Origin of the sequence: Pseudomonas silensiensis, from assembly GCF_050434865.1 — a bacterium.
Taxonomy (GTDB): Bacteria; Pseudomonadota; Gammaproteobacteria; order Pseudomonadales; family Pseudomonadaceae; genus Aquipseudomonas; species Aquipseudomonas fluorescens_W.
The window spans coordinates 130,010-147,182 of record NZ_JBNDJH010000017.1 but is presented as its reverse complement, the minus strand read 5'-3'; the positions used below and the strand labels follow the sequence as shown (position 1 = coordinate 147,182).

Here is a 17,173-nt window from a genome sequence, read left to right as displayed (position 1 = left end):
TTTAATCATGTCGAAGAAATCCCGTTCAAAACTCTGGTTTCTGGTCCATAGCTGGCTGGCATTGCCGATCTGGTTTTTCGTGCTGATCGTCTGCGTGACCGGCACCCTGGCGGTGGTCAGCCAGGAAATCGTCTGGCTGGCCAACCCGCAAATGCGCGCCAGCCAACCCTCGGACGATGCGCCGCTGCTCAGCTATGACCAGATCATTGCCGCGATCAAAAAGGCCGAGCCGAACACTCTGGTTGAGGCCATCAGCCGGCCCGATGAATCGCACTTCGCCCTCGACGTGGACGTCAGTTATCCCGACGGTCGCTCGGTGACGGTTTACGTCAATCCCTACAGCGGCATCATTCAGGGCACTGCGCCGCAGTTCAATTTCAAGGCGTTTACCCGCGCCCTGCATGGCTGGTGGCTGGTGCCGTTCACCAACGGTTACAGCTGGGGCTGGTACCTGGTGTCATTCCTGAGCTTGCCGTTGCTGGCTTCGTTGGTCACCGGGCTGGTGGTCTACAAGCGCTTCTGGAAAGGTTTCTTGCGACCGACCCTGCGCATTCGTCACGGTGCACGGATTTTCTGGGGCGACTTTCACCGCCTCAGCGGCATCTGGTCGATCTGGTTTATCGCGGTGATTTCCATCACCAGCACCTGGTTTCTGATTCAGGCGTTCATGTTCGATAACCAGATTTCGATATCCACCGCGCCGGTGGCTGCCGTGGTTCCGCGTGAAAGTGTCCCGCTGACTGCCGACGGTTCACCAGCGCCGATGATCAGCCTGGAGACGGCAATCCGCGAAGCCAAGGAACGTATTCCCGGCCTGGACGACAGCTTCGTCAGCCTGCCTGCCAATGCCTACAGCTACCTCTCGGTAGGCGGGCGCAGTTGGTATCCGCTGATGTTCCAGACCGCCGACATCAACCCGTACACCGGCGACATCGCCGCCACCCGCCTGCTGTCGGACCGGTCCGGCCTGGAGTTGGTGACCGAGTCCATGCGTCCGCTGCACACCGGGGATTTCGGCGGCATCTGGATCAAGCTGATCTGGTTCTTCTTCGGTCTGATCCTCAGCATGATGGTCCTAAGCGGCCTGTTGATCTGGACCAAACGCACCGCTCTCGCCACGGCCAACGCCCTCAAGCGCAGCCATAAACGCCCGCGCAGTCAGGCCCCTGCGGTCAACAGCCGTGAAACCACGGAGGTCAGCCAATGAGCCTGTTCGCCGCTGACAAACCGGGCTCGAAACTGAGCCGTTTCTGGCACAAATGGCGCTTCCACATCAACGTTCTGCTGTTGTTGGTGCCCTTGGGGTTCATGCCCAAATACTTCGCCGACGCGGCGCTGTTTCGCGGTGATACCGGCCTGGGCGAGCGGGAGATCGGCGAGGTTCAGGTCGGCCCCTGGAGCCTGCGCCTGGCCGAGCTGCGAAACGAAGCACCGACCCTCGATGGTCCGGCCGGCTATATGAAAAGCTTCAACGCGGCGCTGTGCGACAGCTGCCGCGATCAGGTCAAGGCGACGTACCTGCGCATTGGCAAACCGCGCAGCCTGCGCGCTGCCGGGGTGATTTTCTTCGGCACGCCGTACCGCATGGGCGCGATGTTGCCGATTCCCGAGAAGACCAACGCCGACGCCGAACTGTGGATCACCATGGAAGGCTGGGACGGCGCCATGCACCAGGCCTCCGTCCCCCTGAGCCAGGCATCCCCGGCCACCCTCGCCTGGCTGAACCAACAAGGAGGCAAACCATGATCAACGTTATACGTCCTCTAAGCGCCGCGCTGCTGGTGCTCTGCGCAGGCTTCAGCGCCAGCGCCCTGGCCCACAACCCGATGTGCGAATGCAAAGCCATCGACGCCGAGCAGATCAAATGCACCGGCGGTTTCTCCGACGGCAGCGGCGCGCCGGGGGTGACCCTGGACGTGATCGGCTACGACGAAACCATCCTGGTGCCGGGCAAGCTCGGCGCCGATTCGACCCTGACTTTCAAGAAGCCCGGCGCCGAGTTCTATGTGCTGTTCGACGCAGGTCCCGGCCACGTCGTCGAGATCGACCAAGCGGACATCGAAGCCCCATGAGTACGCCGACTACGCAAATCGTCCGCCCGGCCGGTGCCGGCCATGAAACCCTCTATGTGTTGCTGTTGTGCCTGATGATTCTGGCGGTGGCCGGCTCGGTGGTTGCCTGGCGCGGTGAGTCTCAGGAAGTCAGCAGCGTTGGCAGCCATCAACTGGATGCCCGTCGTGACTTGAGCGCGTCCGAGCAAGGCATCTACGCCGACCTGCGGGTGACGCTCGACGAGATTCACCTGCTGCGCCAGGAGCAACAGGCGCTGCCCGCCCCCGCCGCCCTCGCCGATGAAGGTTTTGCACCGTTTGCCCAGGACGCCAGTTCCGTCAGCCGTGGCGGCCATGCCTGGCAATTGCTCGACGCCAAGGCTTACTTCGGCCAAAGCCAGACGCCCACCGTGGCGGGTTCGTTTCTGATGCGTTTGACCGCTGACGACGATGCTCCGGACGTCTGGCTCAACCGCGGCAACGCCCTCGCGGCCCCGACCGACCTGACTGATGCCGCGCTCGAAAGCGCCGGCTGGCAGCAGATCGTCGCGCAATTCGATGCCGGCGTGACCCGCCAGCACCGGCACTGACCCCTCGCCTTCACCCGAGAGAAGACCGCTTTCCCATGCCTATTTCATCTCAACGTTGTTTCTTGCGCCTGATGTTGGTCGGTTTACTGGCTTGTCTGCTGACCCCGCTGGCCAATGCCGACGAGACCAAACGCCTGCGCATCGGCATCACCCTGCACCCTTATTACAGCTACGTGGCGAACATCGTCGGTGACAAGGCCGAGGTGGTGCCGCTGATTCCGGCCGGTTTCAACCCGCATGCCTACGAGCCGCGCGCCGAAGACATCAAGCGCATCAGCGGGCTGGACGTGGTCGTGTTGAACGGTGTCGGCCATGACGACTTTGCCGATCGAATGATCGCCGCCAGCGAAACGCCGAACGTCCCGGTAATCGAAGCCAACGAAAACGTGCCGTTGCTGGCCGCCACCGGCGTCGCCGCTCGCGGCGCCGGCAAGGTGGTGAACCCGCACACGTTCCTGTCGATCAGCGCCTCGATTGCCCAGGTCAACAACATCGCCCGGGAACTGGGCAAGCTCGACCCGGCCAACGCCAAGATCTACACCCAGAACGCCCGCGCCTACAGCAAGCGCCTGCGGCAGATGCGCGCCGACGCCCTGGCGAAGCTGACCCAGGCGCCGAACGCCGAACTGCGGGTGGCCACGGTTCATGCGGCTTACGACTATCTGCTGCGCGAGTTTGGCCTGGAAGTGACCGCCGTGGTCGAGCCGGCCCACGGCATCGAGCCGAGCCCGAGCCAGCTGAAAAAGACCATCGATCAACTGCGCGAACTGGACGTGAAAGTGATCTTCTCGGAGATGGATTTCCCGTCCACCTACGTCGAGACCATCCAGCGTGAGTCCGGGGTGAAGCTGTACCCGCTGTCGCACATTTCCTATGGCGAATACACCGCTGACAAGTATGAAAAGGAAATGACCGGCAACCTCAACACCGTGGTCCGGGCGATTCAGGAGTCCGGCCAATGACTGCCAAAGAAACCATCAGTGCACAAACCCCCGATCTAACTGACACCGAATCCCCTGTAGGAGCGAGCCTGCTCGCGAAGGCGTCCGGCCAGTCAACATCATCGCTAAATGACACACCGCAATCGCGAGCAGGCTCACTCCTACAGGGTTTGGGGCCTACTTTGGATTTTGCGGAGGTCAGTTTGACGCTGGGCCGCACGACGATCCTCGACAACGTGACCTTCCAGGTCCAGCCCGGCAGCGTGCATGCGCTGGTCGGCCCCAATGGCGGCGGTAAAAGTTCGCTAATCAAAACCTTGCTCGGGCAGATGCCGCATCAGGGTCGCTTGAGTCTGCAATGGCCCGGCACACCTGGAACTATCGGCTACGTACCCCAAGCGTTGGAGTTCGATCGGGGTTTGCCGATGACCGTCGACGATTTCATGGCCGCGATGTGCCAGCGGCGTCCGGCGTTTCTCGGATTGAGCAAGCACTACGCCACCGCGATTGGCGAAGCGCTGGAGCGGGTCGGCATGCAGGACAAACGCGAGCGGCGCATGGGTGCGTTGTCCGGCGGTGAGCGCCAGCGGGTGTTGCTGGCTCAAGGGTTGATTCCGGCGCCGCAGTTGCTGGTGCTCGACGAACCGATGTCGGCGCTCGACGAGGCCGGTATTCAGGTGTTCGAACGGCTGCTCGGCGACTGGCGCCAGAGCGGCATCACCGTGCTGTGGATCGAGCATGATCTGGAGGCGGTTGGACGGTTGGCGGATCGCGTCACCGGGCTTAATCGCCGGGTGCTGTTCGATGCCACGCCGAAACAGGCACTGACCCCGGAACGCCTGCTGACCCTGTTCTCGACCCATCCACGGAGCGTTACCTGATGAGTTACGAAGCCTTTCGTTTGATGGTTCAGGGTTGGGCCTCGTCAGGTTATCTGCCCGAGGCGCTGGCCTATGGATTTGTGGTTAACGCGTTGCTCGCCGGCTTGCTAATCGGCCCGGTGCTGGGCGGACTGGGGACGTTGGTGGTGGTCAAGCGCTTCGCGTTTTTCTCCGAAGCGGTAGGCCACGCGGCGCTGACCGGCGTGGCCATCGGCATTCTGCTGGGCGAACCGTACACCGGGCCTTACGGCAGCCTGTTCGGCTACTGCTTGTTGTTCGGCATCTTGCTGAACTACCTGCGCAACCGCACGGGACTGGCGCCGGATACCTTGATCGGTGTGTTTCTGTCGGTGTCGTTGGCGCTGGGTGCCAGTCTGCTGCTGATTCTGGCGGGCAAGATCAACGTGCACATCCTCGAAAACGTGTTGTTCGGTTCGGTGCTGACCGTCAACGGCAATGACCTGCTGGTGTTGGCCATCGTCGGTTCGCTGGTCATGGCATTGGCCTTGCCGCTGTACAACCGCATCATGCTGGCCAGTTTCAATCCGCAACTGGCGGCGGTCCGTGGTGTGGCGGTGAAGACCCTGGATTATCTGTTTGTGATTCTGGTGACCCTGATCACCGTGGCGGCGGTGAAAGTCATTGGCGCGATTCTGGTCGGTGCGCTGCTGGTGATTCCGGCGGCGGCGGCGCGATTGCTGAGTCAATCGCTGAAGGGCTTCTTCTGGTGCTCGGTGTTGATTGCCACGATCAGCACGCTGTGCGGGATCCTTGCGCCAATTGTGTTCGACCTGCCTATCCCGTCCGGTGCCGCGATCATTCTGGTGGCCGGAATCGCCTTCGCCCTCGCCGCCATTGCGCGTGGCGTTGTCCCCAGTCTGAAAGGGAACCTCGGATAAATGTCTTTTCCTCTGCTTCAACTGACCCTGGCCTTTGCCCTGTGTGGGCTGGTCAACACCTCGCTGCTCGCGGCGGACAGCGCCAAGCCCCTGCGCGTATTGGCGTCCTTGCCGATCACATACGGGCTGGGCGAAGTCTTGCTCAAAGGCACCGACGTCAACCTTGAACGTGCCGCGCCGGCAAACCTGCCCGGCAGCCGTCAGACCGCGTACTTCACGGGTCGTGGCGCCCCGGCGCTGGCCAAACTGGCGACCGATGCCGATGCAGTGATCGGCCTGCGTTCGCTGTGGGCGGATGATCCGCTTTACCCGATCTCGCGGCGCAGCAACATTCGTATCGTCGAAGTCGATGCCGCGCGCCCGGTGGACGGCGCCCTGCCCGGCATCGCCGTGCAACCCGGCAACAAGGTCGATGGTTTGAACAGTCAGCCGTGGTTGTCCAGCAACAACATGGGGCGGATGGCGGACGTCATGGCGGCGGACCTGGTGCGCCTGGCGCCCGCGGCCAAGCCGAAGATCGAGGCTAACCTGGCGACGCTCAAACAGCGCTTGCTCAAGCTCAGCGCTGACAGCGAAGCGCGGTTGGCCAGTGCCGACAACCTCAGCGTGATGAGCCTGAGCGATCACTTTGGCTATCTGATTGGCGGTCTGAACCTGGAACTGATCGGCCTCGATGCGCGGCCGGATGCCGAGTGGACACCTGAAGCGCTCAAGCAATTGGGCGCGACACTCAAGGACAATGACGTGGCGGTGGTGCTGCATCACCGACAACCGTCGGAGGCGGTGAAAGCGGTGATTGCCGAGGCCGGGAGTCGGTTGGTGGTGTTGAGTGTGGAGGCGGCGGATCCGGTGGCCGAGCTGGAGGGGAATGTGGATTTGCTGATCAAGGGGTTGAGTGGGGCGTAGGTCAGCTACACCGCGTTATCGTTCTTCGCGAGCAAGCCCGCGAAGGCGGCCTGACAGGCGACACAAATTCCAGCCCCAAAAAAGCCCGCTGACCGATATCGGTTCAGCGGGCTTCTTTTTGCGCGGTGACTTAGTGAGCCGCAGCCGCCTGCTCTTCCATCTTCTGGCGCAAGCTCAGTGGACGCATGTCAGTCCAGGTTTCTTCGATGTACGCCAGGCATTCCTTCTTCAGGCCACTCTTGCCCACGGTGCGCCAGCCTGCAGGCACGGCTTTGTAGTCCGGCCAGATCGAGTACTGCTCTTCGTGGTTGACCACGACCTGAAAGAGGATGTCCTCGCGGTCGAATACTGAAGTCATGGTGTTTCTCCATCGCTGTAGGGTGGGCGGCACTGCGTGCGCAGCCGTTATGTAGAAGGAACGTGTCAGAGGCTGAAAAATTTAGAGGCTGGCGGTGGCAGCGGCCATGGCCCGGCCGAAAATCTCGGCTACCTGATCGATTTCCGCTGCAGTAATCACCAGCGGCGGCAGGAATCGCACCACGCCGCCATGACGACCGCCCAGTTCAAGAATCAAACCGCGCTTGAGGCATTCACGCTGCACCAGTGGCGCCAGACGACCGAAGATCGGCGGATGACCCAGCGCATCCGGCTCGCCAGTCGGATCGACCAGTTCAACACCCAGCATCAAGCCGCGACCGCGAATATCACCCAGTTGAGGAAAGTCCCGTTGCAGGATGCGCAGGTGTTCGCTCAAGCGTTCGCCCATAGCGACGGCGTGCTCGCAGACCTTGTGTTCGGTCAGGTAACGCATCACCGCAGAACCTGCGGCCATGGCCATTTGATTGCCGCGGAAGGTCCCGGCATGGGCGCCCGGCAGCCAGGTGTCGAGCCAGTCGCGGTAGACCACCACGGCCAGCGGCAAACTGCCGCCGATGGCTTTAGACATGACCACCACGTCCGGAATGATCCCGGCGTGTTCGAAGGCGAACATCTTGCCGGTGCGGGCAAAACCGCTCTGGATTTCATCGACGATCAGCGCCACGCCGGCCTTCTCGGTAATCCGCCGCAGACCGCGCAACCAATCGAGATCGGCCGGGATCACCCCGCCTTCGCCCTGCACCACTTCGACGATCACCGCGGCCGGCAATTGCACACCCGCCTCGGGATCATTCAGCAGGTTTTCCAGGTAATTCAGATTGACCTGCACGCCTTGCGCGCCGCCGAGCCCGAACGGGCAGCGGTAATCGTAGGGATACGGCATGAACTGCACGCCGCTGCTGAGCAAGGCGCCCAAGGGTTTCTTCGGCCCCAGGCTGCCCATCAGGCTCAGCGCGCCTTGGCTCATGCCGTGATAACCCCCCTGGAACGACAGCACGGTGCTGCGTCCGGTGGCGGTGCGCACCAGTTTCAGCGCGGCTTCCACCGCGTCGGTGCCGGTCGGGCCGCAGAACTGGATCCTGGCTTCAGCGGCCAAAGCGGGCGGCAGTAGGCCGAACAGGTCCTGGACGAATTGATCCTTGACCGGGGTGGTCAGGTCGAGGGTGTGCAGCGGCAGTTCATCGGTCAGCACTTGCTGAATCGCTTCGATCACCACCGGATGGTTGTGCCCAAGGGCCAACGTCCCTGCGCCGGCCAGGCAGTCGATGAAACGGCGGCCTTCGACGTCTTCGACATAAATGCCCTTGGCCCGTTTGAGGGCCAGGGGAATGCGTCGCGGATAGCTGCGGGCATTCGATTCCTGCTGGTTTTGACGGGCCAGCAGCGGCGATTCGTTGAACTGATAAAGCGTCTCGGTCGGCGCCGGAGTGATCCGGGCCGACTGATCTTCCATAAGGCTGGTAGCGACTGACATCTCTCGACCCCTCAATAAGGTTTTCCTATTCTGGAAACGCATCAGGGTGCCGAGGATTTAGACCCTCGATCAGCTTTCTATGAAGGGGGTGTCAGCGCTTTGTGCATGGGGATGGCGTGGAGCCCCGCCACCGTGAAGGTTTCAGCGCAAGGCTGGTAACCCAGACGACGGTAAAACGCTTCGCTGGTGCGGGTGCTGTTGAGTCGTGCCTGGCGCAAACCCTGATTGGTCAACCAGCTTTCGAGGTCGCGCACCAGCGCTTGCCCGGCGCCGCGACGAAACCATTCCGGCTGCACGTAACAAAACGCGACCTTACCGCTGATCGCCGCCATCGCGACGCCGACCGGTTTGTCCTGCAACAGGGCGATGTTCAGGTACAACCGCTCGTCGGTCAGCCAGGGCTGCACGTGTTCGATGGTTTTGTTGTGGGTCCAGGTGGCGACGGTGAGCGGATCGTTGCGATGGTCGAGCGCGCAACCCACGCGAATGGAGCGCTCGACGATCCGGCTGATAATGCCGGCGTCGGCGGGGGTTGCCTTGCAGATGTGTAGGGGTGCATCCATGGCGCTGTTACCTCAATCCATTGAGAAAAAGCTGCCGGGGACGATAGCGCTGTGGAGAACAGGTGGCTAATGGAGAGACGTTACATTTGGTGTGCTTGCGCAATCCCCCCTCACCCTAACCCTCTCCCCCAGGGGCGAGGGAACTGACCGAGGTGTTCTTAGAGCTACATCGACCTGAAAGTCTGAGTCGAACTCAGTTTTTGAAAAGCATGAAAATCGGCTCCCTTCCCCCCTCTCCCCATTGGGGTGAGGGGTGGATTTTGAAGTTCACGCCGGCTGCAAAGGCATGGTCAACTCAACCCGCAACCCGTCCGGCCGACTGTCGAAATGCAGAGTGCAACCACAGCGCTGCACGATTGCCTGGACAATCGCCAGACCCAGTCCGCAGCCGGTGCTCTGGCCGTTGCGCCAGAAGCGTTGGGTCAGGTGTTGCAGATCGTCTTCAGCAATCCCCGGGCCGTGGTCGCGGACCAAAAAGCGCACACGGCTGCCAGTGGTTTCCAGGCTCAGCTCCACCGCCCCTTCGCCCGGGGTATGACGCAGGGCGTTGTCCAGCAGGTTGCGCAACGCGGCAATCGACAGCACTGCGGGCATTTGCACCGGGGCGTGAGAGATTTTCGTCGGCATCTGAAATTTGATCCGCTGACGATCACCGCTGGCGGCGTCCTGAATCGCCAGTTTCGCCACCTGCTCGGCGCTGCATTGCACGCCGTCATCGAACGACAGACTGCCCTCGACCCGCGCCAGCAGCAGCAATTGTTCAAGGGTCCGGTGCAGGCGATCGGCGCCCTCTTCGGCCCGGGCCAGGGATTGATCCCGAGCCGCGCCGTCGGTCATGCGCGCCACTTGCAGGTGGGTCTTGATCGCCGTCAGCGGGCTGCGCAATTCGTGGGCGGCGTCACCGGTCAGGCGGCGTTCCCGTTCGATGGTCTTGCCGATCCGTTGGAACAGCTGATTCTGGGTGTCCAGCAACGGTTGCAGTTCGCTGGGCAGCGGCTGGATCTGCAGCGGTTCCAGGGAGTCGGCGCTGCGGCGCATCAAGGCATCGCGCATGCGGTTGAGTGGCGCCAGCCCCTGGCCGATCCCCAGCCAGAGCAGGCACAGGCAACCGAGCAACGCCACGCCCACCGGCACCGAAGCCGCCAGCAGGATCGACATGTTCAAGGCCTCACGCTCGATCTGCCGGTCGGCCGTGGTGATGCGCACGTCGCCGCGGGCCAGGGTGAAACTGCGCCACGGTGCGCCGTCGATCATCTGGTCGTGAAAGCCCATTTTCTCGGCTTCCAGGGTTTGTTGCGGATCGGTGTGACTGCGGGCGAGGATTTCGCCGCGCAATGAACTGACCTGGCAAGCCATGCCGCCGGGGAGGTTCAGTTGTTCAGCGCTGAAATGGGTGCCCTCGCCCTTGCTCGGCAATGGCGGCAGTTGCTCCATCAGGCCGGCGACCATGCGTGCCGACGCCACCAGGCGCTGGTCGAGGGAAAACATCATCTGATTGCGCAGGTCGCTGAGCATCCAGGCCGCAGCCAAGGCCCAGATCAGGGCAAAAGCGGCGCCGAGTGTCAGGCTCAGGCGCAAACGCAGGCTCATCACTTTTTCAATTCCTCGCCACCATCGGCCGGCCCCAGGCGATAGCCCAGGCCGCGCACCGTCTCGACAATGCCATTGCCGAGTTTGCGCCGCAGGTGATGGATATGCACGTTGAGGGCGTTGCTTTCCAGCTCATCGTTAAAACCATAAACGCTGTCTTTCAGTTGCTCGGTCGACAACACCCGGCCCCGGTTATGCAGCAAGGCCTGCAACAGCGATTGTTCTCTACGGGAAAGGTCCACCGGCTGGCCGCCGAGCATGGTTTCGCGGCTGCTCGGGTCGTAGGTCAGGCGACCGTGTTCGATCAGGTTGACGCTACGCCCCGCCACCCGTCGTAGCAACGTATGCAGACGCGCGGCGAGTTCACGCAAGTCGAACGGTTTTAGCAAGTAATCGTCAGCGCCGGCTTGCAAGCCGTCGACGCGGTCGGTGACTGCATCCCGGGCGGTGAGGATCAACACCGGGATTTCCAGACCGCTGTGTCGCAACTGCTGCAGCAGCTTCAAACCGTCTTCATCGGGCAGACCGAGGTCGAGCACCATCACATCGAACTCGGCGACCTTGAGCATCGCCCGGGCCGACGCTGCGGTGGCGACATGCTCTACCGTCAGCCCCTGAGCGGTGAGGCCGGCAACAATGCCGCTGGCGATCAACTCGTCGTCTTCGCAAACCAGTACGTGCATGGTGAGACCTGTGGAAAAAAGGTGATTAGGCCGGTGGCCGATTAAGCGGACATTATGCCGCAAGCGCCATTGCCACAAGGCCACTGTGGTTAATCATCGGTTAATCGCCGCCTCCCATTCTGCACCTCACTTGCACAGGGATAAGGCTTACCCATGCGTCGACTGTTTGTATTTTTTGTTCTCTTGATCTCGGGTCTGGCCCAGGCAGGGACTGATCCGTTTGCGACCAAACCCGATTTTCTTCCCGTCGGCAAGGCGTTCATCTTTACCTCCGAACGTCTTGAATCCGGTGAAACCCAGCTCTATTGGCAGATCGCCGACGGTTATTACCTTTATCAGAAACGCCTGAAATTCGATGGTTTGCCCGCTGAGCACCATCCCGCATTGCCTGAAGGCGAAGCGCACAGCGACGAGTTCTTCGGCGAACAGCAGGTCTATCGCCAAGGCCTGGAACTGAAGATCCCGGCCGGCGCCACGGGCCAAATCAAAGTGGGCTTCCAGGGCTGTGCCGATGCCGGGTTGTGTTACCCGCCGCAAACTCAGATGGTAGATCTGGGCGGCAAAGCCTCTATCGCAGCGGCAAACGAAGCGCCGGACCAAGCCCTGGCCAGCGGCCTGCAACAGCGGGCGCTGGGCTGGAGTTTGCTGGTGTTCTTCGGTCTGGGGCTGTTGCTGGCCTTCACGCCTTGCTCGCTGCCGATGCTGCCGATTCTGGGCGGTTTGATCGTCGGCAGTGGCGCCACGCCCAAGCGCGGTTTCGCCTTGGCCGCCAGCTACGTCGTGAGCATGGCGCTGGTGTATGCGGCGATGGGCGTGCTGGCCGCGCTGCTCGGGGCGAATCTGCAGGCGTTGTTGCAGAACCCTTGGTTGCTGGGCAGTTTCGCGGCGGTGTTTGTGTTGCTGGCGTTGCCGATGTTCGGCTTTTTCGAGTTGCAACTGCCGGTGGCCGTGCGTGATCGATTGGAAAACGTCTCGCGCAATCAGCGCGGCGGCAGCCTGTTCGGTGCCGGTGTGTTGGGGGCCTTGTCCGGTTTACTGGTGGGTCCGTGCATGACCGCCCCGCTGGCGGGCGCCTTGCTCTACATCGCTCAAAGCGGCAATGCGCTGCATGGCGGGCTGATTCTGTTCGCCATGGGCATCGGCATCGGTGTGCCGCTGCTGGTGTTGGTCACCGTTGGCAATCGCTTCCTGCCCAAACCCGGCGCCTGGATGAACCTGCTCAAGGGCGTATTCGGCTTCCTGTTCCTCGCCACCGCGTTGCTGATGCTGCGTCCGGTGCTGGATGAATCGCTGTGGATTGGTTTGTGCGGTGCATTACTGTTGATTGCCGCGTACAGCGCCTGGAAGCAGTCGGAAGGTTTCGGTCGCGTCGCCCATGTGTTCGGCGCCAGCTCACTCTTGCTGGGTGTGTGGGGCAGCCTGCTGATGATCGGTGCCGCCGGCGGCAGCGACGACCTGTTGAAGCCATTGCAGGTCTACAGCGCTTCAAACTCGAGCAGTGCCGCAAACCCGGTCGGCCACGACGCATTCACCACGATCAAGGACCCGGCCGCTCTGCAACGGGAACTCGACGCGGCACAGGCTCAAGGCCAGTGGGTGCTGCTGGACTACTACGCCGACTGGTGCGTGTCGTGCAAGGTCATGGAAAAGCAGGTATTCGGCAAAGCTCACGTACTGCAAGCCTTGAGCGATGTGCGCTTGCTACGGCTGGACGTCACCGCCGACAATGCCGCCAGCCGTGAACTGCTCGGCCGTTATAAAGTGCCGGGGCCACCGAGCCTGCTGTGGATCGGTGCCGATGGCATCGAGCGTCGCAGCCAGCGCATCACCGGTGAGGTCGATGCCGGCACCTTCCTGCAACGCTGGACCATTACCCGAGACGCCCGTTAATGCTGACCTTTACCCTCGGCACTTTTGCCATCGCGCTTAATCACCTGCTGCTGATCAGCGCCCTGGCGCTGGCGACCTTCATCGGCTGGCGGGTGGCCAAGCGCGGCGGCGAGAATCCGGAGTCGGTGTTGTTCAGCCTGTTCCTGCTCGGCATGCTGGCTGCCCGGGTCAGTTTTGTGGCTGTTTACTGGATGCATTATCGCGATGACCCCTGGCAGATCATCGACCTGCGCGACGGCGGTTTCCTCGCCTGGCCGGGTGTGATCGTGCTGCTGCTGGCCGCGTTGTATCGAGGCTGGCGTCGACCGGGCTTGCGCTGGCCGTTGGGCTTTGGCGTGGCCAGTGGCCTGGCGTTCTGGCTGCTGGCGACCTTTTCCCTGACCCTTTACGAGCAAGGCACACGCCTGCCGGAAATTACCCTGCGCAATGCCGCCGGTGAAACCGTGCAACTGGCGGACTACAAGGGCGGCCCGTTGGTGATCAATCTTTGGGCGACCTGGTGTCCGCCGTGCCGTCGAGAAATGCCAGTGCTGGAAAACGCCCAGCAACACCGCCCGGACCTGACGTTCCTGTTCGTCAATCAGGCTGAAAGCATGCAAAGCGTCAGTACTTTTCTGGAAACCCAGGGCCTGAGCCTGTCCAACGTGCTGTTCGACGGCAGTGGCCGATTGGGTCAGGCCGTCGGCTCCATGGCGTTGCCGACTACGCTGTTCTATAGCCCCGACGGTCGCCTGCTGGGCAGCCATCTGGGTGAGCTGTCGGAAGCCAGCCTGGCCCGCGCCCTGGAAAACTTCGACACCCCGAATCCTGCCGTACCGGCCACCTCTTCAAGGAAACTGCCATGCCCCGCCTCCGCCACCTGCTGACGTTGACCCTGGGCGCCGCCCTGCTGCATCTACCGTCGCTGCAGGCCGCCGAAGAATTGCCCGAAGCGATCAAGAAAATCGAAGCCAAGGGCGCGAAAATCGTCGGCCAATTCGACGCACCCGACGGCTTGCGCGGTTATGCGGCGAAGTACCAGAACCACGGCATAGCGTTGTACCTGACCCCGGATGGCAAGCACGTGCTGCTCGGCAATCTGTACGACGCCGAGGGCAAAGACCTGAGCAGCGCGCCGTTGCAAAAGCTGGTTTACGCACCGATGGCCAAGGAAGTCTGGGGCAAGATGGAAACCAGCAACTGGATCGGCGACGGCAAGAAAGATGCACCGCGGATCGTGTACCTGTTCAGCGATCCGAACTGCCCTTATTGCAACGTGTTCTGGGAACAGGCGCGGCCATGGGTCAAGGCTGGCAAGGTGCAGTTGCGGCACATCATGGTTGGCATCATTCGCGAAGACAGTCCGGGAAAATCGGCTGCACTGCTGGCCGCCAAGGATCCGCAGAAAGCGCTGGAAGACCATGAGAAGGCAGGCAAGGACAGCTCGCTAAAAGCCCTGAAAAACGTACCCCCGGCGATTCAGGCGAAGCTGGCGGCCAACATGAAGTTGATGGAAGACCTGGAGCTGCAGGCCACCCCGGCGATTTTCTACATGGACGACAAGGGCGAGCTGCAACAACAGCAAGGCGCGCCGTCGCCAGACAAGTTGGTGCAAATTCTCGGGCCTAAGTGATAAAAAGGCCCGCGTTAAAACGCGGGCTTTTGCATACTCCTTGACGATCAACCACACATGGTGAAGAAATCCAGAAAGCTGTAGTCCTGAACAGTAACTTCCATGCTTGCTATGCGCCCTCGTTGAGGAGCCGAAAAATCGACCCAATGATGCAAGGGTTCACCTTGGTTAAAACCAGCAAAGCGCTGAGTACCGAGCAGGACATCACTTGAATCGAAATAGGCTATTTCACCAGGAAGATGATGGTGACTCCATGCGAAACTGATTCGGTCGTAATCGGTTTTAAACTCAACGCGCAAACACTGTGCAGGAATCTGCGTACCTACGTTCACACACATCCCAATTGCAGGTCCCTCCAAAATGCCTTTGGTGTTGGAGAAGGGCATAATCCCCGCAGTCCCCCCCCCTTGATAAATTTAATGGTCATGGTCGCAATCTCAATAGATTGCCCCGAAGTAATCAACTGAGTCGGTTGCCCATCAAAATTTTCCCGGTGTTCATAACGTCGCCTCTGCACCGTCACCCGCGTTACTGGTGAGGGTCGTTCGATGTCGCTCCTAAGTACGCTGTAGTCAACCTCGACCGTTTTGCCCTCATTCGCACTAACCGCCAAGGCAGGAACAACGACCTTTATCAGTCCCAGATCAGAGCCCGGTCGACTCTCAAATATCGGAGTGCCGTTACCCGGAGTTCCGCTCCACCGCGGGATAATCGTATCGGTGCCTTTCATCCCGTCAAATTTGATAGTGATCGTGGCCCCCTCTGGGGTCCGATCCGGATCGAGAACACCCTCTGGTGCCTGTTCGACCGTCGGCGCCAGCAGATTGGTATCCGATATGCGCAGCAAATGAGTCGTGCGCGGCAGCTCGTGAGCGGTCTCCAAATCCGGGCTTGCATCGAAGGTCACTAAGGTCTTGAGCGTCAACGCCGATTTGTCGTCGAGCCCACTCAGCCAGGCACGAGGAATAACCAATTCCAGACCATTGCTGGCCTGCTCTGAGGTCACTTCTAGTGCCGTCACCAGCTCATGGGTCTCATGATTGGGATAACTGCGTTGCCCGATGGCGCTTATCCAAATCCGTTGCCCCAAAGCAATGAACATCCAGGGAACGAGCTGCACCCGGGCGTCCCCACTGAATCGACGCAGGTCCAGAAACTCCGTTCCCTCTATCTTAAATACATCGGGCAGCCGTGGTGCAGGCAGATCAGCTGGTGCGATGTGTTCCACCGTCAGATCAAGCTTGTGAGAAGTCATCGTGCACTCCTCCAAATTTGCTTCGTACCAAAGCGTTACAGTCTTGCCAATACAGGCCCCAATGACCCACTTCGGAACCACAAACTCGGTACCTGTACCAACACCTTGTAATTGGGCGGTGAAAACCTGTGTGCCGTCGGAGCGCTGCAAAAAAAACTGGATAACGTGATCGCTGGTAATACCCTCAAACTCAATCCTTACCCGGGCGCCATCCTGTGCTTTGCTTGGAGCCAGTGTGGAATTGTGCGAAGCCTCTACAACGATGGGGACCGGTAACTCCAAATCGCCGAGTTTCTGATTGGACATGGCAGACCTCCTGTCAGGGATAAACACTGGATAACCCAATGTGGGTGAAGCTATTAAGTCTGCTAACAGGAGGGTTTCGCTACTGTCAAAGTTGACAGTAATTAGTGCCAAAAACCGTGTATCCGACCGACGGTCTATAGACCAAAGATCAACTTCAAGCGCTGTGCTGATTCCGCTCAGACAGAAATGTCAGCAGCGCGTCGGTGACAAACTGCGGGTTCTCCAGATTGGAGATATGCCCCGCTTCCGGCACCAGCAGATACGGGCAACCGATCAATTCGGCCATCTCCTTCGTCTCCGACGGCGGCCGCGGCTTGTCCTGATCGCCACACATCAGCAGCGTGGTGTCAGGATTCAACTCGCCCAGACGCGGCAACAGATCATCCCGTCCAAACGTAATCCGCCCCATCGGCACGATGCTCTCGCGCAGACGCTCCGGCGGCAGTGCGGCCAGTTTGGCGCGGAAATCCTGATACAGCGCCGACTGCGGATCGATGCCCGGGCGGAAGAAGATCGGCACGACGATGTCGAGCAGCGGCGGCGCAATCACTCCGGTGTCTTCGATCTGTTTGAACAGCGAGAAATAGTACTGGCGAGTCGGTTCCGGCTCGACGCCGACGTAGGTGTCCATCAGCACCAGACCGTTGATGCGCTGCGGTGCCGACAGCGCCAGACGCACGCCCCACATGCCGCCGACCGAGAGACCGACCAGCGTGACACGGTCGATGTCCAGATGATCGAGCAGCGCCAGTGCCTGGCGCGCTACGTCATCCAGCGACTGTGTGCACTCGGGCATCCGCCCGGACTTACCGTGGCCCCAGAGGTCCAGAGCAATCACCCGGTATTGCTGCGACAGGGCGGCGATCTGCGGCGCCCACATGGCCTGGTCCCACAGATAACTGCCGGCTAGTAGAACGGCAGGGCCGGTGCCTTGATCGATGTAGTGAAGGGGTTGTCCATCAACCGTAACGAAGGGCATTGACTGTCTCCTTTGTGAATTGCGATCCACCCAAAAAAGCACAGGCAGCCTGAGCCGGTCCGAAGCGACAGTCAACGCGCAATTCCGCGCACATTTCAATGACGCCTTCGCGGGCAAGCCTCGCTCCTACAGGTCGGTGGTGCATTCGTAACCACACAGACCTGTAGGAGCGAGG

Annotated in this window: 19 protein-coding genes; 11 read left to right on the top strand and 8 right to left on the bottom strand. The window is 61.0% G+C overall.

The window, feature by feature from the left end:
* Nucleotides 1-7 precede the first annotated feature (7 nt).
* From QF010_RS23050 to QF010_RS23015, 8 genes are read left to right on the top strand one after another with little or no spacing between them, the layout of a single operon-like run.
* Complete coding sequence (locus QF010_RS23050; RefSeq protein WP_429534013.1) at nt 8-1,207, top strand: PepSY-associated TM helix domain-containing protein; 1,200 nt, start codon at nt 8-10, stop codon at nt 1,205-1,207.
* Entirely contained in the window at nt 1,204-1,746 is a 543-nt protein-coding gene (locus QF010_RS23045; RefSeq protein ID WP_429534012.1) for a thiamine pyrophosphate-binding protein, read from the top strand. Before QF010_RS23050 ends, QF010_RS23045 begins: the two co-directional genes overlap by 4 nt.
* On the top strand, nt 1,743-2,072 hold the full coding sequence (locus QF010_RS23040; RefSeq protein ID WP_429510747.1) for a hypothetical protein: 330 nt from the start codon (nt 1,743-1,745) through the stop codon (nt 2,070-2,072). The genes QF010_RS23045 and QF010_RS23040 overlap by 4 nt, the downstream gene beginning before the upstream one ends.
* Nucleotides 2,069-2,641, top strand: coding sequence for a DUF6162 family protein (locus tag QF010_RS23035; RefSeq protein ID WP_129437248.1), 573 nt, complete (start codon nt 2,069-2,071; stop codon nt 2,639-2,641). The genes QF010_RS23040 and QF010_RS23035 overlap by 4 nt, the downstream gene beginning before the upstream one ends.
* 35 nt (nt 2,642-2,676) lie before the next feature.
* Nucleotides 2,677-3,603, top strand: a complete 927-nt coding sequence (locus tag QF010_RS23030) for a metal ABC transporter substrate-binding protein (RefSeq protein ID WP_429534011.1) — start codon at nt 2,677-2,679, stop codon at nt 3,601-3,603.
* The gene (locus QF010_RS23025) at nt 3,600-4,463 is read left to right on the top strand and encodes a metal ABC transporter ATP-binding protein (RefSeq protein ID WP_429534010.1); all 864 of its coding nucleotides are present in this window, start codon (nt 3,600-3,602) and stop codon (nt 4,461-4,463) included. Before QF010_RS23030 ends, QF010_RS23025 begins: the two co-directional genes overlap by 4 nt.
* Nucleotides 4,463-5,362: a metal ABC transporter permease gene (locus tag QF010_RS23020; RefSeq protein WP_033059198.1), complete on the top strand. Its 900-nt coding sequence runs from the start codon at nt 4,463-4,465 to the stop codon at nt 5,360-5,362. Before QF010_RS23025 ends, QF010_RS23020 begins: the two co-directional genes overlap by 1 nt.
* Complete coding sequence (locus QF010_RS23015; protein WP_429534009.1) at nt 5,363-6,268, top strand: metal ABC transporter substrate-binding protein; 906 nt, start codon at nt 5,363-5,365, stop codon at nt 6,266-6,268.
* A 130-nt stretch (nt 6,269-6,398) separates the two neighbouring features.
* Here QF010_RS23015 and QF010_RS23010 read toward each other — a convergent pair whose 3' ends face one another.
* The 5 genes from QF010_RS23010 to QF010_RS22990 all read right to left on the bottom strand — a co-directional run bounded on the left by QF010_RS23010 (nt 6,399) and on the right by QF010_RS22990 (nt 10,956).
* Nucleotides 6,399-6,626, bottom strand: a complete 228-nt coding sequence (locus QF010_RS23010) for an MbtH family protein (protein WP_033059194.1) — start codon at nt 6,624-6,626, stop codon at nt 6,399-6,401.
* 81 nt (nt 6,627-6,707) lie between these two features.
* Entirely contained in the window at nt 6,708-8,120 is a 1,413-nt protein-coding gene (locus QF010_RS23005; protein ID WP_429534008.1) for an aspartate aminotransferase family protein, read from the bottom strand.
* Between the two features lie 77 nt (nt 8,121-8,197).
* Nucleotides 8,198-8,683 carry a GNAT family N-acetyltransferase gene (locus QF010_RS23000; protein ID WP_429534007.1) on the bottom strand — a complete coding sequence of 162 codons (486 nt, stop codon included), beginning with the start codon at nt 8,681-8,683 and terminating at the stop codon, nt 8,198-8,200.
* A 267-nt stretch (nt 8,684-8,950) separates the two neighbouring features.
* Nucleotides 8,951-10,276, bottom strand: coding sequence for an ATP-binding protein (locus tag QF010_RS22995; RefSeq protein WP_033059190.1), 1,326 nt, complete (start codon nt 10,274-10,276; stop codon nt 8,951-8,953).
* Entirely contained in the window at nt 10,273-10,956 is a 684-nt protein-coding gene (locus tag QF010_RS22990; RefSeq protein ID WP_033059189.1) for a response regulator, read from the bottom strand. The genes QF010_RS22995 and QF010_RS22990 overlap by 4 nt, the downstream gene beginning before the upstream one ends.
* Before the next feature lie 153 nt (nt 10,957-11,109).
* Between QF010_RS22990 and dsbD the strand changes: the two genes are divergently transcribed.
* Genes dsbD through dsbG form a run of 3 tightly spaced genes read left to right on the top strand, consistent with a single transcriptional unit; the run spans nt 11,110 to nt 14,458 of the window.
* Nucleotides 11,110-12,846 (top strand): protein-disulfide reductase DsbD, encoded by a 1,737-nt coding sequence (gene dsbD / locus QF010_RS22985; protein WP_429534006.1) that lies wholly within the window; start codon nt 11,110-11,112, stop codon nt 12,844-12,846.
* On the top strand, nt 12,846-13,712 hold the full coding sequence (locus QF010_RS22980) for a prolipoprotein diacylglyceryl transferase family protein (RefSeq protein WP_429534005.1): 867 nt from the start codon (nt 12,846-12,848) through the stop codon (nt 13,710-13,712). The genes dsbD and QF010_RS22980 overlap by 1 nt, the downstream gene beginning before the upstream one ends.
* The gene (dsbG, locus tag QF010_RS22975; protein ID WP_429534004.1) at nt 13,688-14,458 is read left to right on the top strand and encodes a thiol:disulfide interchange protein DsbG; all 771 of its coding nucleotides are present in this window, start codon (nt 13,688-13,690) and stop codon (nt 14,456-14,458) included. Before QF010_RS22980 ends, dsbG begins: the two co-directional genes overlap by 25 nt.
* A 47-nt stretch (nt 14,459-14,505) precedes the next feature.
* On the opposite strand, the gene QF010_RS22970 is transcribed toward dsbG, so the two are convergent.
* The 3 genes from QF010_RS22970 to QF010_RS22960 all read right to left on the bottom strand — a co-directional run bounded on the left by QF010_RS22970 (nt 14,506) and on the right by QF010_RS22960 (nt 16,998).
* Nucleotides 14,506-14,790: a hypothetical protein gene (locus QF010_RS22970; protein WP_429534003.1), complete on the bottom strand. Its 285-nt coding sequence runs from the start codon at nt 14,788-14,790 to the stop codon at nt 14,506-14,508.
* Nucleotides 14,787-16,019, bottom strand: a complete 1,233-nt coding sequence (locus QF010_RS22965) for a hypothetical protein (RefSeq protein ID WP_429534002.1) — start codon at nt 16,017-16,019, stop codon at nt 14,787-14,789. Before QF010_RS22965 ends, QF010_RS22970 begins: the two co-directional genes overlap by 4 nt.
* Nucleotides 16,020-16,173: 154 nt before the next feature.
* On the bottom strand, nt 16,174-16,998 hold the full coding sequence (locus QF010_RS22960; protein WP_429534001.1) for an alpha/beta fold hydrolase: 825 nt from the start codon (nt 16,996-16,998) through the stop codon (nt 16,174-16,176).
* Nucleotides 16,999-17,173: the final 175 nt, after the last annotated feature.

Bases quoted from the DNA above. Each gene is read 5' to 3' on its own strand.
- QF010_RS23050 (WP_429534013.1), top strand. From the start codon at position 8: ATGTCGAAGAAATCCCGTTCAAAACTCTGGTTTCTGGTCCATAGCTGG.
- QF010_RS23045 (WP_429534012.1), top strand. From the start codon at position 1,204: ATGAGCCTGTTCGCCGCTGACAAACCGGGCTCGAAACTGAGCCGTTTC.
- QF010_RS23040 (WP_429510747.1), top strand. From the start codon at position 1,743: ATGATCAACGTTATACGTCCTCTAAGCGCCGCGCTGCTGGTGCTCTGC.
- QF010_RS23035 (WP_129437248.1), top strand. From the start codon at position 2,069: ATGAGTACGCCGACTACGCAAATCGTCCGCCCGGCCGGTGCCGGCCAT.
- QF010_RS23030 (WP_429534011.1), top strand. From the start codon at position 2,677: ATGCCTATTTCATCTCAACGTTGTTTCTTGCGCCTGATGTTGGTCGGT.
- QF010_RS23025 (WP_429534010.1), top strand. From the start codon at position 3,600: ATGACTGCCAAAGAAACCATCAGTGCACAAACCCCCGATCTAACTGAC.
- QF010_RS23020 (WP_033059198.1), top strand. From the start codon at position 4,463: ATGAGTTACGAAGCCTTTCGTTTGATGGTTCAGGGTTGGGCCTCGTCA.
- QF010_RS23015 (WP_429534009.1), top strand. From the start codon at position 5,363: ATGTCTTTTCCTCTGCTTCAACTGACCCTGGCCTTTGCCCTGTGTGGG.
- QF010_RS23010 (WP_033059194.1), bottom strand. From the start codon at position 6,626: ATGACTTCAGTATTCGACCGCGAGGACATCCTCTTTCAGGTCGTGGTC.
- QF010_RS23005 (WP_429534008.1), bottom strand. From the start codon at position 8,120: ATGTCAGTCGCTACCAGCCTTATGGAAGATCAGTCGGCCCGGATCACT.
- QF010_RS23000 (WP_429534007.1), bottom strand. From the start codon at position 8,683: ATGGATGCACCCCTACACATCTGCAAGGCAACCCCCGCCGACGCCGGC.
- QF010_RS22990 (WP_033059189.1), bottom strand. From the start codon at position 10,956: ATGCACGTACTGGTTTGCGAAGACGACGAGTTGATCGCCAGCGGCATT.
- dsbD (WP_429534006.1), top strand. From the start codon at position 11,110: ATGCGTCGACTGTTTGTATTTTTTGTTCTCTTGATCTCGGGTCTGGCC.
- QF010_RS22980 (WP_429534005.1), top strand. From the start codon at position 12,846: ATGCTGACCTTTACCCTCGGCACTTTTGCCATCGCGCTTAATCACCTG.
- dsbG (WP_429534004.1), top strand. From the start codon at position 13,688: ATGCCCCGCCTCCGCCACCTGCTGACGTTGACCCTGGGCGCCGCCCTG.
- QF010_RS22965 (WP_429534002.1), bottom strand. From the start codon at position 16,019: ATGTCCAATCAGAAACTCGGCGATTTGGAGTTACCGGTCCCCATCGTT.
- QF010_RS22960 (WP_429534001.1), bottom strand. From the start codon at position 16,998: ATGCCCTTCGTTACGGTTGATGGACAACCCCTTCACTACATCGATCAA.